The following is a 13,703-nucleotide window of genomic DNA, read 5'->3' as shown; positions in this document are numbered from 1 at the left end:
CGGCCCAATATCCCTGCAATGGGTCAATAAATAAATCCGTAGTACTACGTAGAACCCCAATTTCCCCTGTGGGAGCAAGGCTTGCCCGCGATAGAGTCAATTCGGTCTTTCATACACCGCGGCGCCTGCATCGCGAGCAAGCTTTGCTCCCACATGTCTTGCGCCACAGGTTTTATGCCTCACCCATGGGTTTGGCATATGATGCCGCCATTGGCCTCCCCGCCGAGTCCGGACAGGAGTACAGATGCTGCTCAAACACAAAATCGTCGCCCTCGGGATTCTGCCGCTGGTCCTGGCCATCGCCGTCATCTGCGCCCTGGTGATCTCGCTCAACCGCCAGTTGGGCGACCAGCAGGCGCAACTGATCGAAGACAGCATCCTGGCGAGCAAGCGCGCCGAGCTGAAGAACTATGTCGAAATGGCGCAGAGCCTGATCGCTCCGCTGTATGACAACGGCCAAGGCGACGAGCGCGCGCAACAGCAGGTACTGGAAGAACTGCGCAAGCTCAGCTTCGGCATCAACGGCTATTTTTTCGTGTATGACCGCCAGGGCCGCAGCCTCATGCATGCCCGCCAATCGGAGCTGGTGGGGCAATACCTCTGGGACATGAAGGATCCCCACGGCCTGCCGGTCATCCAGGCATTGCTCAAAAGCGCCGAGTCAGGCGAAGGGTTCCAGCGCTATGCCTGGAACAAGCCCTCCTCCGGCCAGGTGACCGACAAGCTGGCCTATGTCGTAATGCTGGATAAATGGGGCTGGATGCTCGGCACCGGGATTTACCTGGAGGACGTCGAACGCGCCACCCAGCAAGCCCGCGACGAAGTTGCCCAGGGCATCCACAGCACCATGCAAGCCATCGCCGCGATCGCGTTGGTGGCGGTCCTGCTGGTATTTGCCGGCGGCATGACCCTCAACGTCAGCGAACATCGCCTGGCCGACAAAAAGCTGCAGCGCCTGAACCAGCGCATCGTCAGTTTGCAGGAAGAGGAACGCTCGCGGGTTTCTCGCGAACTGCATGACGGCATCAGCCAACTGCTGGTATCGATAAAATTCCAGTTCGAACTGGCCAGCCATGTGTTGGAGAACGGCCAGGAAAACGGCCTGGGCATTCTGAAAAATGCCACCGAGCGGCTGGGCGAAGCCATCGGCGAGATCCGTAGCATCTCCCACGACTTGCGCTCGTCACTGCTCGACACCCTGGGCCTGCCCGCCGCCATCGGCCAGCTCGCCACCGAATTCCAACAACGCAGCGGGCTGGAAGTGTCCTACCGAAGCAACGAATTCGATTGCCGCCTCGAAAATGGCGCCCCTGTCTCGCTGTTTCGTATTGCCCAGGAAGCCCTGACCAATATCGAGCGCCATGCCGGGGCGAAAAGTGTCGGCATCACCCTGTTCGGCTCCAGCCAGTCCTTGCGCCTGACGGTGGTCGACGATGGGATGGGGTTCAACGTCCCGCAAGTGGAACGCGGCCATGCCGGCATCGGCCTGCGTAACATCCGCGAGCGAGTCGAGCATTTCGGCGGACGCCTGGAAGTGACGTCGGTGCCGGGCCGCAGCGAGCTGGACATCCTGCTGCCCATGAACCTCTCGGTCACGGAAAGCTGATGCGCCCCCATTCCAACAAGAGCACCTGCCGATGAACCTGCCCCCCGTGATTCGCGTTGCGCTGGTCGACGACCACTCTCTGGTTCGCGACGGCATCAGGGCCCTGCTCTCGGTGATGCCGCAACTGGATGTGGTGGACGAAGCCGAGAACGGCGCGCAAGCGATCGAAATGGTCGGTCGCTGCCAGCCGGACCTGCTGCTGATGGACATCGGCCTCAAGGACAAGAACGGGCTCGAGCTGACGCGGCTGCTGGGCAAGCAATACCCCAGCCTCAAGATCCTCATCCTCAGCATGTACGACAATTACGAGTACGTGAGTGAGTCCGTGCGTTCCGGTGCCAGCGGCTATGTGCTCAAGAATGCGCCGTCGCGGGAGATCATCGCGGCCATCGAAGCCATCATCAGCGGCGGCACTTTCTACAGTGCCGAGATTGCCCAGCGACTCGCCACCGACCCAAACACCGACAACGAGCTGACGCCGCGCGAAAGCCAGGTGTTGTACAAAATGGTCCAGGGCCTGAACAACAAGGAAATGGCCCGCGAACTGGACATCAGCGTACGGACCGTTGAAACCCATCGCCTGAGCATCCGCCGCAAGCTGAACATCGACAAGCCCGCAGCCCTGGTGAAATACGCGATCGATCACGGAATCATTTCCCGCTAGAAGAACCCTTGTGGCGAGGGGATTTATCCCCGTTCGGCTGCGAAGCAGGCGCTCCGACCGATTGGAGCGCTTCGCAGCCCAGCGGGGATAAATCCCCTCGCCACAGGGTTAGTCATCCAGCGTAGTAACCAGGCTGTTCAAGATCGGCCAACAGACCCGGGCTACTTGGCGTCCAGCCCAGCAAGGCACGGGTGTACTGGCTGGACACCGCCATGTTCGCGCCCGCCATGTGGGCGAACCAACCGAAGTGCTCGCGCTCCCGGGACTCGACCGGCAACCCCAGACCACGGCCGATTGCCAGGGCAATGTCCTTGAACGGCACCGCCTCGTCGGCGACGGCGTGGTAGACGGACTGCGTCACGCCCTGTTCCAGCGCCAGCCGATAGACCCGTGCGGCGTCCAGCCGATGCACACCCGACCAGCAGTGACTGCCATCCCCGAGGTAGGCCGAGACGCCCGTCTCCCTGGCCAGGCGAATCAGGATAGGAACGAACCCATGGTCGCCGAGGCCATGGACCGAAGGGGCCAGCCGTACTGTCGCGACCCGCACCCCGCGCTCGACCAGCGCCCGGGCCGCCGTTTCGGATTTACGTGGCGAGGCCGGGCTGGGAACCTCCAGCTCGCTCGCCCCCCGCGTCAGACCCAACAGGCCGGACGTCACCAGCAAAGGTCGCTCGGATCCTTGCAGCGCGCTGCCCAAGGTTTCGATCACATGGCGATCCTGCTCAGCGTTCTCGACAAACCGCGAGAAATCATGATTGAACGCCGTGTGAATCACCGCATCCGCCGCCGAGGCGGCCTGGTGCAGCACGTCGAGGTCATCCAGCGTCCCACGGATCACCTTAGCGCCGGTCCCGGCCAGTGCTGCTGCCTTGTCATCGGAACGGGCCAGGCCCGTGACCTGATGGCCGGCATCGATCAATTCCTGGACCACGGCAGATCCAACCCAGCCCGTGGCACCGGTAACGAATACGTGCATGTGCAATGCTCCTGTTCTAAAAAGCGAGATCGAAAATCTTATAACCCATCGAAAGCTCAGGATTTGTATAGAACTTGTGCTTCCCGCCCTCTGAGCAGCATCAAGGCCACTGCGAAGGACAGTGCAACGGCGATGGCGCCACCCAGGTAAACCGCACCGATCCCCCAGCCACTCGCCAACAACCCGGCCAGCGGGCTGGTGATACCCAGGGAAATATCCAGGAACGCGACGTAGGCGCCCATGGCAAGACCGCGTGCCTGCGGCGGTGCTCGCCGTACCGCTTCCACGCCGAAGCCGGGAAACGCCAGGGAATAACCGAAACCGGTGAATGCCGCGCCCAAATAGGCAATGGTCGCGGTGTCGGCACCCCAGATCAGCAGCAGCCCAACGGTTTCGATCAATACGCAGACCAGCGCGACCCGGGCGCCGCCGATCTTGTCCGGAAGGTGCCCGAAAAGCAGGCGCGCCGCGATGAACGCCACACCGAACGCCGTGAACGCCAAGGATGAATTGCCCCAATCCCTGGCCGCGAACAACAGCGCGATAAAGGCCGTAACGACACCGAAGCCCACGCTGCAAAACGCCAACCCCAGGCCTGGCACCCACACGGCGCCCATCACTTTGTAGAACGGTGCTCGCCGGGTCGCCGTGGGCGCCACAGCCCGGACACCCGTGACAATCGCCAGCGCCAGCAGCGGGATAAAAATCGTCGCGACGGCAATGCCCGTGAACCCCCAGCCGGTATTCAGCGCCACGCCGAGCGGAGCGCCCAGGGCATACGCGCCGTACATGGCGATACCATTCCATGCCATGACCTTGCCGGCATGCTGCGCACCGACCAGGCCGATGCCCCAGCCCAACGCGCCAGTGACGATCAGGCTTTCACCCAGCGCCAGCAGGACACGTCCGCCCAGCAGCAGCCAGACCGAAGTGACAGGCGCGGCAACGAACGCCAGGGAAACCAGATAAATCAACCCGGAAACCGCCGCAGTCACCAGGCCAACCATGACAGCGCGCTTGCCGCCGCGCATGTCGGCGAAGTTACCGGCCCAGGCGCGGGACAACAGCGCCGCGGCGAATTGCGCGCCGACCACCAGGCCGATGACCAGCGTACCCATGCCCAGCGTGTCATGCAGGTGAAGGGGCAAGACCGGCAGTTGCATGCCCAGGGTGAGAAAACCGATGAATACCGTCAGTGTGAGTGGCAACAGCTTGAGCACCGTCTTGGCGTCAGCGGTTGCCTGAGGCGCCAAGGAGGCGCCCTGATGAACTTTTTTTTGAGTCATAACCCTGCTCACAGAAAGGATGCGATGTGACGTTGAACGTTGTTCGTGGAGCCGACTAGAATGCGATCAATTCGTCGCATTCAAGATACGAATAATCCGTCGCATTTCCTATTCGCATTCCCTTCCGAGGCTCATGCCTGTATGTCCGAACGCTCAAGCCCGCAGATTTCCTCGCGTAAACAACCGAAACAGGCACGCTCCACCGAGCTCGTCGCCGCCGTTCTGGAGGCGGCTGTTCAGGTTTTGGCGACCCAGGGCGCGGCCCGTTTCACCGTGGCCCGGGTTGCCGAGCGAGCGGGCGTCAGCGTCGGCTCGGTGTACCAGTACTTCCCGAACAAAGCGGCGATCCTGTTTCGGCTGCAAAGTGATGAATGGCGGCAAACCAGCGATATGCTGCGCGAGATTCTTGAAGACGACCGCAATCCGCCCTTCGAGCGGCTACGTACCCTCGTGCGGGCGTTCATCCAGTCCGAATGCGACGAGGCCCAGATACGCGTCGCGCTCAACGACGCCGCACCGCTCTACCGCGACGCCCCCGAGCACCACGCGGCGCGAATGTCGGTGCAGCAGTCGGTGGACGCTTTCATGCTGCAGGCACTGCCAACCGTCCCGACACAAACCCGTGCCCTGGCAGGAGACCTGGTAATCACGACGCTCAGCACCGTGGGCAAGCGATTTTCATCAGCGCCCCGCTCCCCCGTGGAAGTTGCCACCTATAGCGACGCCATGGCCGATATGTTCTGCGCCTACCTGGAAAGCTTGCAGCGATGCCCGCTTTGAGACTGCTCTGTGTCGATTGTTCGTCAGCAATGCTCCAGTGACAGCCCGTCGACACTTTTACTACACTCCCCGATCTTGTTCCCCTGCGCTGTGAGACGTCCCATCACTATGAAAACCATAACAAGCTCGATGACGCTCTGTGGCCTGTTGGCGCTTTCTTGCGCTGCTCTCGCCGAGCCGGCCCCCTCGCTCCTGGACCAGGTCCTGCAACGCGGCGAACTGAAGGTGTGCACCACCGGCGACTACAAGCCCTATACCTTTAAAACCGCAACCGGCGAATACGAAGGCATCGACATCGACATGGCCCGCTCGCTGGCCGCCAGCCTGGGCGTCAAGGTGCAATGGGTGCAGACCACCTGGAAAACCCTGATGCCGGACATGGTTGCAGGTCAATGCGACATCGGCATGGGTGGGATTTCGGTGACGCTGGAGCGCCAGAAGAAAGCCTATTTCAGTACCACCCTGGACGTGGATGGCAAGATCCCGCTGGTGCGTTGCGAAGACCAGGAGCGTTACCAGACTATCGAGCAGATGAACCAGCCTTCGGTGCGCCTGGTCGAGCCGGCTGGCGGCACCAACGAAGCCTTCGTGCGGGCGTTCCTGCCCAACGGCCAGCTCAGCTTCCACGACAACGTGACCATCTTCCAGCAACTGCTGGACAAGAAAGCCGACGTGATGATTACCGACGCTTCGGAAGCGCTCTACCAGCAGAAACTCAAGCCCGGCCTGTGCGCTGTCAACCCGACCCGCTACCTGCAATATGGCGAGAAGGCCTACCTGCTGCCACGGGACGACACCACCTGGAAGATGTACGTCGATCAGTGGCTGCACCTGAGCAAGGCCAATGGCAGTTACCAGAAAGTGATTGGGCAGTGGCTGGCCGTTCCAGCCGCCCAATGACCGTTCGCTGACGAAACAAAAAACCTGTGGGAGCGAGCTTGCTCGCGATGGCGTCAGGTCAGTCACATTGATCTTGGCTGACACTCCGCTATCGCGAGCAGGCTCGCTCCCACAGGGTTGAATCGGTCGAGCCTGATTTTGACATCAAGCCCACTCACCTCACTGTGCCGCCCGCACCTTGGCGATTTCCTCGTACATCGTCTTCACCAGGTCGCCATCCAGGGATGCGGCGAACTTGTCGACCACCGGTTTCACCCGCTCGCGCAAGCGATCTTTCTCGGCTGGGCTGATTTCATTGACGGTCATCGCAGCGGCCAACGTGGCCTTGGCCTTGTCCATGCTCGCCGCCGTGACTTCACGCTGGAATGTTTGCGCCTCGGCCGCGGCCGCGCGAATCATTGCCTTTTCATCATCGTTGAGACGGCTCCAGGTTTTCTGGCTGATGATCAACGACTGCGGGTTAAAGATGTGGCCCGTCACGGAGAGGTACTTCTGCACCTCGTAGAACTTGTTGCCCTCGATCACCGTGAAAGGGTTTTCCTGGCCGTCGATGGTGTGCTGCTCAAGGCCGGTGTAGACCTCGGGGAACGCCATCGGCACGGGGTTGGCACCCAGGGCAGAGAAGGTTTCCAGGTAGATCGGCGACTGGATGACTCGGATCTTCAGGCCCTGCATGTCCTCGAGCCGGGTCACCGGGTGCTTGCTGTTGGTCAGGTTACGAAAACCCAGGTCCCAGTAACCCAGCCCTACCAGCCCCTTGCTGTCCAGTTGCGCCGCCAGTTTCTGCCCGACCGGCCCATCGATGACCGCATGGGCCTCCTCGACGTTATTGAACAGGAACGGGAAATCGAGCATGGCGTAATCCGGTGCCTGGGCGGCCAGGATGCCGGAGTTGAGCACGGTGATGTCCAGCGTGCCGCCCTGCAACGCCGACACGGTTTGCACGTCGCCGCCCAACGTACCGCCGGGGAACAGGCGGACCTTGATCTTGCCGCCGCTCTTTTCGCCGAGCAGGTCGGCGAACTTCTGCGCGCCCTGGCCCTGGGGGTGTTCCTTGACGTTCTGGAAAGCGAATCGCAAGGTCCGCTCGCGGATCTCGTCCGCGTGGCTGGCCACACCGGTCAACAGCAAGCCCGTCGCGCACGCCCCGGCCAGCAGGGTTTTCATCAGTTTTCCCATGTCACTCTCCGATCATTATTGTTTTTAAGGTCGAGCCAGTCGGCACCGCTGTCATCCGGTGAAGAACTTCAACGGCCCCAGGACCAGCTGCGGGAACAGGACCAACAGGAACAGCACCACAAACTGCGCAAACATGAACGGCCACACCCCGCGGACGATTTCCTCGAAGTCCAGCTTGGCCACCCCGCACACCACGTTGAGCACCGTGCCCACGGGCGGCGTGATCAGGCCGATGGCGGTGTTGATCAGGAACAGCACACCGAAGTACACCGGGTCGATCCCCGCCTGGATGACGGCAGGCATCAGCACCGGGGTAAGAATGAGAATGGTCGGGGTCATGTCCATCACCGTCCCCACCAGGATGATCAGCACCATCATCACCAGCAGCAAAAGGGTCTGGTTGTCCATGAAGGGTGCCAGCAGTTCCGCCAACTGCCCCGGCAGATCGGCGATGGTCACCAGCCACGATGAAACCATCGCCGCGGCCACCAGTAGCATCACCACCGAGGTGGTCTTGGCCGAGGACAGGATCACTTCGTACAACTGGCTGACTTTCATTTCCCGGTAGATCACCAGGGACACGAACAGCGAATAGACCGCCGCGACCACGGCTGCTTCCGTGGGGGTGAAGATGCCGAACTTGAGGCCCAGGATGATGATCAAGGGCAAGCCCATTGCCCAACTGCCGTCGAGCAACGTGCGCAGCACTTCGGCACGGGAACGCTTGGGCGGCGTCTCGACGTTCTCGCTACGGGAGATGTACCACCAGGCAACGGCCAGCGAAGCCCCGAGCAGCAGGCCCGGCACAATGCCGGCCAGGAACAGCTTGGAAATCGACACCCCCGACGCCACGCCAAAGACGATAAAGCCAATACTCGGCGGAATGACCGGCGCGATGATGCTACCGGCGGCGATCAGGCCGGCCGAGCGCCCTCGGTTGTGTCCGGCCAGCACCATCATCGGCACCAGCAACGCCGCCAGTGCCGCCGCATCGGCCACAGCCGAACCGGAGAGTGACGCCAGCAGGCAGGAAGCGATGATCGCCACGTAACCAAGGCCACCGCGCTTATGCCCCACCAGCGCCATGGCAATGTTGACGATGCGTTTGGACAGGCCTCCGACGTTCATGATTTCGCCGGCCAACATGAAGAACGGCACGGCCATCAGCGGGAAGCTGTCTGCGCCATTGAGCAGGTTCTGGGCAATGATTTGCGCGTCGAACAGATCCAGGTAAACCATCAACGCCACGCTGACCACCAGCAAGGCAAACGCGATGGGCATTCCCAGCGCCATGCTACCCATCAGAGACCCGAGGAAAATAACCAGCGTCATGGGCGGGCACTCTTTGTAGGGTCAGGGGTAATGGGGTTATGTGTGATCACCTCGGCATCGTTGTCCTTGACCATCACCAGCTCGTCATCCCCGAGTTTGCCGAACAGCGCCAGGTAGAGTTCATAGAGCAGGATCGGCGCGGCACTGGCGCCAAACACCAGGCCAGCACCGTAGAACAGTGCCATGGACAATCCCGACGCCGGGGCGACGACATGCAGGTTGATCGCTGCCTGTTGCCAGCTACCACTGAAGATCAGCCAGCAGATGTACAACATCAGCAGATGGCCAATGACCAGGCAGATGCGCTTGCCTGTTGGCGGCAAGCGCTTGACCAGGCTGTCCATGCCCAGGTGAGCACGGTCCTTGAGCGCCACCAGGGCACCGAGAAAAATCATCCAGACGAAGAACCAGCGCGACAGCTCCTCCGACACACTGATGCCCGAGTTGAAGGCGTAACGAAGCACCACATTGCCGAACACCAGCACGATCATTGCGATCATGCACAACACGATCAGCAGCTTGAGCAGGTTGAAATACAGATCCACGACTTTTGTCATCCTGAAGACCTCCGAGACTTGCCGAGCGCCGACATCTCAATGGCGCGATAAGACCGCAACAAGCGTGGGCCGCTAACGGATCGAACCCGAGAGGTTGGAAGGTGTTCCTGGACTGGAACAACGGATCGAGGGGAAGACGTGCGGCGCTCGCGGACGGATAGGCATGGGGTATTCCTGTTTTTTTATTATGGTCTTGGCCACGTCAGGCAAGACAGGTTGCCGCTAAAATGTACCACCCGGTTAGTTTGGTCAATAACCCAGATAGGTGTAGATCACAAAGCGTGCGATTATCGGTCGCAATGGCGAGTACCTGAACGGCACTTGGATTTGGATGGGCCGCCCCATGCAACTTTCTTATCGTAATTAATAACTCTCCTGGGAGCGTGATGACAGCAACGTGCCTTTGGACCATTAGTATAAAAGCTCAAAATAAATTGAACTTTCACCCAACAGCCAACTTCACCTCCCAGTAACTAACCAATTTAATAACTCCATCACGACGACTTACAGGCGTCATTCCAATGACACGTCGCGCCGCGACTAAGCGTGGAATTAGGCGCCAAAAAAACCACGGCGCCGCCCTCCTCAACCGCAACAGGACATTAAACCGGCGCTTAACAATTTAAAAACCCTTCAATATCAATAGGTAATTTAACTTAGAACAACCACGCAAGGCTCCCCTGCCCGACCAATAAAAAGCCCTCTAAAAAATTATTAATAACCCCCCGCATATAAACCTTTGCGCCCGCGATCTTTAATGCTATTAATCTGCCGCCCCGACCTGCAAGATGCCACTACGTCACTTCCTGTGTACGTTAAACCGCTGTCTGACAACGGGCTGTTACTCAACTTAAATCGCTTGCTTGCTCGAACGCCTCATCGCGTCCGGGCGAGCTGTTGTGCGGCGCAGCAAACTGCGCGAGGAAGGGCGTCATCGCAACTAATCATCCCCGAATCAAGGTCCTCTCGATCTTCGGTACCCGTCCGGAAGCCATCAAGATGGCGCCCCTGGTCAAGGCCCTCGCCGCCGAACCGGGCATTGAGTCGCTGATCTGCGTCACCGGCCAGCATCAGAGCATGCTCAAGCAAGTGCTGGATCTGTTCGATCTCAAGGCCGATTTCACTCTCGACGTGATGACGCCCCACCAGACACTCAACTCCCTGACCGCCGCGTTGTACGCGGCCATCGACCCGGTACTGGAGCAGACCCGCCCCGATCGGGTGCTGGTCCACGGCGACACCACTTCGGCCATGGTGGCTTCAATGGCCGCCTTCCACCGACGCATCCCTGTAGGCCACGTGGAAGCCGGGCTGCGCACCGGAGACATCTATAGCCCTTGGCCGGAAGAAATGAACCGCCGGTGCATCGACCTCAGCGCCGACCTGCTGTTTGCCCCCACCGGACAATCACGCGACAACCTGCTGGGCGAACGCCTGCAAGGCCGTTGCCTGGTGACCGGCAACACAGTGATCGACGCGCTGCAACTGACTGCCCGGCGCATCGATGAGGATGCCCGGTTGCGTGCCGAACTGGACCAACAGTTCCCGTTCCTGCAAACCCGACGCAAGTTGCTGCTGGTGACCGGCCACCGCCGGGAAAACTTCGGCGAGGGTTTCCTGGACATCTGCAAGGCCTTGCGTCACCTGGCCCAGCGGCCGGATATCCAGATCGTCTACCCAGTGCATCTCAATCCCAACGTACTGGGTCCAGTGACCGAACAACTGGGCGAATTGCTCAATGTGCATTTGATCAAGCCGCTGGACTACCTGGCGTTCGTGCGCCTGATGCAACACGCCCATGTCATCCTCACCGACTCCGGTGGCGTGCAGGAAGAAGCCCCGTCCCTGGGCAAACCGGTGCTGGTGATGCGCGACGTTACCGAACGCCCTGAAGCGGTGGCGGCGGGCACGGTACGCCTGGTCGGCACCTCGCCGGCCTCGATCATCGCCGGCGTGGACGCACTGTTCGACGATGACACGTTGTGGCGCCGCGCCTCACAGGCGGCCAACCCTTATGGCGATGGCAAGGCCAGCCAACGCATTGTCGATACCCTGATGGGACGCCCGGTCGACGACTTCGTCGTCACCCCACTGCCTGCACAGCGGTCAGTCGATACGTCACTGTCCGAGCCACGCGAATTGCTCGCCGATTTCAACTGACCACTGCTATTTCCCTTATCAGATCGAGACTTGCCTGAATGAAGCCTTCCGTTGCCATCCCTACGGGTGCGCTCAGCGCCCTTGCCTGTGGCTTGAGCCTGCTCGCGCTCATGCCGACTTCTGCCCTGGCCGCGGACAGCCCGCTGACCCAGGCCATTCATCGACTCAACGCCGATACTCGGCAGACGCGTGAGGTGCGCTTGAGCGACCTGGGCATTACGGCTCCGATCCTCTTGGGCGCCAGCGACGCACGTCGCGAGCTCTATCTGCCGGTACCTGCGGGAGTTATCCTCGATGACGCGACGCTGCAACTGGACGCCAGCTACCTCAATGGCGAAGGTGGTCGCAACACCCTGCTGCTGTCCCTCGACGGCTACCCGGTGCGCGCTGAAGGGCTCAGCGAGGCACAAGGCGATGCCAGCGCCACACTTGGCGTCGACAAGGCCGCGCGTGACAACGGCCTGGTGCGCCTGGGCATTGCCTGGTCCTCGGTGGTGTCTCGGCCATTGTGCGAAGACGACCGGGTCATCGGCAATGTGCTGCGCATCCAACCCGAGACGCGCCTGAACTACAGCTATGACGCCAGCCAGTTGCGCGATGTCGGTGCGGCTTGGGCGGCCCTGCCCGGCGAACCCGGCATCCTCGTCGCCCCCGGCTCGTTGTCCGCCGCCAGCTACGATTCGGCCTGGCGCCTGGGCGTGGCGCTGGAGCGCATCGGCAAACACAGCCGCATCCTGCCTTTCCCTGCGGTGCAGGACAGCGTCGACCTGGGCAGCCTGCGCATCCCTGCCGAGCTATTGGTCATTCCAGCCTTCGCCAGCCTCAACGGCAAAGGCCCGCACACCTTGGCCAACCCGGCCGAGATCGGCGCACTGCTGGTGTTGGGCCAGACCCCGAACGTACAGGCCGACCTGGCGATCAACGACCCGCAACTGCTCAAGGCCATCAACCAATCCCTGGACGCCTTGCAAAGCCAGGTCCAAGGCCTCGACACGACGGCAGCCAGTGCCCTGACTCAATGGCGCGAACAGCACGTCAACGCAGCACTGGCGAGCGCCGGCACCGACAATGTAAGCCTGGCCCTGCTGGGTACCCGCCCGGTACTGATGATCGCCCCGCAATCCACCGACAAGGCCTTGTCGCTGCTCGGTTCGGCCTGGAGCAAACTGGCACGAAGTCGCCAACTGACCGTCAGCGAAGCGCAAACGCCGTTGAGCGACGATGGCCGTGTGGCCCTGTCGCGACTGGGCGGCGCCCCCGGCAACTTCGACGTGGCCTCGCGATTCGATTGGAGCACCTCGTTCCCCTTGGGCAGCGTGGCTTATGACGGTCGCCTGCCCGTCACCGCCGTGGTGGACGTCTCCGCGGCCCCGGGAGCTTCCGCTACAGCGCCGGTGGCGTCGCTGTTTTTCAATGACTTCCTGATCGGTGCGCAGCAACTGACCACCGACGGTGCGTCGCAGCGCATCCAGGCGCATATCCCGCGCTACGCCCTGGGCTCGAAAAACACCTTGCGCGTATCGTTCCAACGCCAGCCGGTCAGCGATCGCTGCCTGGAAACGCCGCAAGCCTTCCCGGTGTCGGTCCTGCCGACCAGCCATATCGTCCTGGAAAAAACCTCGCTGGACGACGACTTCTCCGGCATGGCCGCGCGCTTCGCCGTGGACACTCAGATCCTGGTGCCCCAGGCCTACCTTGACCATCCGGCCAGCAGCCTGGCGCGGGTCATTTCGGTGGCCGATAGCAGCGGTGTCTCGCCACTGCGCGCGCAGCTCAAGGTCAGCGCTGACCCCAAAGCCGTCGTCAGCCCGGACAAGCCCTTCCTGGCTTTCGAGTTGCCGCTCAAGGACAGCCAGGAATCGGTCCAGGTCGACGAGCAAGGTCGCCTGCGCATCAACCACAAGGACCAAGTGCTGCTGGACGTCCAGCCCCTCAACCAATTGGCCTCGCTGCAAGTGGTGCAGACCGCGGGCCAGCACGGCCTGGTCTACCGGGCGCTGGGCAACCAGCCGCCAAGCCTGGCCAAACCGATTGTGCTGACCCGTGGCGACGTGGCGATCCTGGGCAACAACGGCGCCGTGGCGACCTTCGATACCCAGGACCCGAGCGGTAGCCTGTTGATCGGCCGCGAGGAACCCAAGGGACTGGATGCCTGGCGTAAACCTTCGCTGCTCTGGCTGATCCCGGGCGGCATTATCCTGTTCCTCCTCTTGTTGCTGGCCGGCCGTAGCGCCCGTCGCAATCGCCAGTAACGGTACCC

General features: G+C 61.4%; 11 protein-coding genes. 6 read left to right on the top strand and 5 right to left on the bottom strand.

Annotated elements, in window-relative coordinates; translation table 11 throughout:
- The first annotated feature begins 244 nt into the window (after nt 1-244).
- Nucleotides 245-1,606 carry a cache domain-containing protein gene (locus PBDP_RS13860; RefSeq protein WP_116832320.1) on the top strand — a complete coding sequence of 454 codons (1,362 nt, stop codon included), beginning with the start codon at nt 245-247 and terminating at the stop codon, nt 1,604-1,606.
- A 31-nt stretch (nt 1,607-1,637) separates the two neighbouring features.
- The gene (locus tag PBDP_RS13855; RefSeq protein WP_212802410.1) at nt 1,638-2,270 is read left to right on the top strand and encodes a response regulator; all 633 of its coding nucleotides are present in this window, start codon (nt 1,638-1,640) and stop codon (nt 2,268-2,270) included.
- 112 nt (nt 2,271-2,382) lie between these two features.
- On the opposite strand, the gene PBDP_RS13850 is transcribed toward PBDP_RS13855, so the two are convergent.
- Nucleotides 2,383-3,249, bottom strand: a complete 867-nt coding sequence (locus tag PBDP_RS13850) for an SDR family oxidoreductase (protein ID WP_109756584.1) — start codon at nt 3,247-3,249, stop codon at nt 2,383-2,385.
- Nucleotides 3,250-3,305: 56 nt separating this feature from the next.
- Nucleotides 3,306-4,535 (bottom strand): arabinose transporter, encoded by a 1,230-nt coding sequence (locus tag PBDP_RS13845; protein WP_212802409.1) that lies wholly within the window; start codon nt 4,533-4,535, stop codon nt 3,306-3,308.
- Nucleotides 4,536-4,676: 141 nt separating this feature from the next.
- Between PBDP_RS13845 and PBDP_RS13840 the strand changes: the two genes are divergently transcribed.
- Together PBDP_RS13840 and PBDP_RS13835 are read left to right on the top strand one after the other, a co-directional pair.
- Entirely contained in the window at nt 4,677-5,315 is a 639-nt protein-coding gene (locus PBDP_RS13840) for a TetR/AcrR family transcriptional regulator (RefSeq protein WP_212802408.1), read from the top strand.
- 108 nt (nt 5,316-5,423) lie between these two features.
- A complete protein-coding gene (locus tag PBDP_RS13835; protein ID WP_116832317.1) occupies nt 5,424-6,215 on the top strand; it encodes a transporter substrate-binding domain-containing protein in 792 nt (263 codons plus the stop codon).
- 159 nt (nt 6,216-6,374) lie between these two features.
- Here the strand turns inward: PBDP_RS13835 and PBDP_RS13830 are convergent, their stop codons facing one another.
- From PBDP_RS13830 to PBDP_RS13820, 3 genes are read right to left on the bottom strand one after another with little or no spacing between them, the layout of a single operon-like run.
- Nucleotides 6,375-7,394, bottom strand: coding sequence for a TRAP transporter substrate-binding protein (locus tag PBDP_RS13830; RefSeq protein WP_212802407.1), 1,020 nt, complete (start codon nt 7,392-7,394; stop codon nt 6,375-6,377).
- Between the two features lie 51 nt (nt 7,395-7,445).
- Nucleotides 7,446-8,726: a TRAP transporter large permease subunit gene (locus PBDP_RS13825; RefSeq protein ID WP_212802406.1), complete on the bottom strand. Its 1,281-nt coding sequence runs from the start codon at nt 8,724-8,726 to the stop codon at nt 7,446-7,448.
- Entirely contained in the window at nt 8,723-9,283 is a 561-nt protein-coding gene (locus tag PBDP_RS13820; protein ID WP_212802405.1) for a TRAP transporter small permease, read from the bottom strand. The genes PBDP_RS13825 and PBDP_RS13820 overlap by 4 nt, the downstream gene beginning before the upstream one ends.
- A gap of 933 nt (nt 9,284-10,216) precedes the next feature.
- Between PBDP_RS13820 and wecB the strand changes: the two genes are divergently transcribed.
- Together wecB and PBDP_RS13810 are read left to right on the top strand one after the other, a co-directional pair.
- Nucleotides 10,217-11,443, top strand: a complete 1,227-nt coding sequence (gene wecB / locus PBDP_RS13815; RefSeq protein ID WP_109756616.1) for a non-hydrolyzing UDP-N-acetylglucosamine 2-epimerase — start codon at nt 10,217-10,219, stop codon at nt 11,441-11,443.
- Between the two features lie 38 nt (nt 11,444-11,481).
- The gene (locus PBDP_RS13810; RefSeq protein WP_212802404.1) at nt 11,482-13,695 is read left to right on the top strand and encodes a hypothetical protein; all 2,214 of its coding nucleotides are present in this window, start codon (nt 11,482-11,484) and stop codon (nt 13,693-13,695) included.
- Nucleotides 13,696-13,703: the final 8 nt, after the last annotated feature.

It is taken from the genome of Pseudomonas sp. St290 (assembly GCF_018325805.1).
Lineage (GTDB): Bacteria > Pseudomonadota > Gammaproteobacteria > Pseudomonadales > Pseudomonadaceae > Aquipseudomonas > Aquipseudomonas bijieensis.
This window is presented reverse-complemented; position numbering and strand designations above follow the sequence as displayed.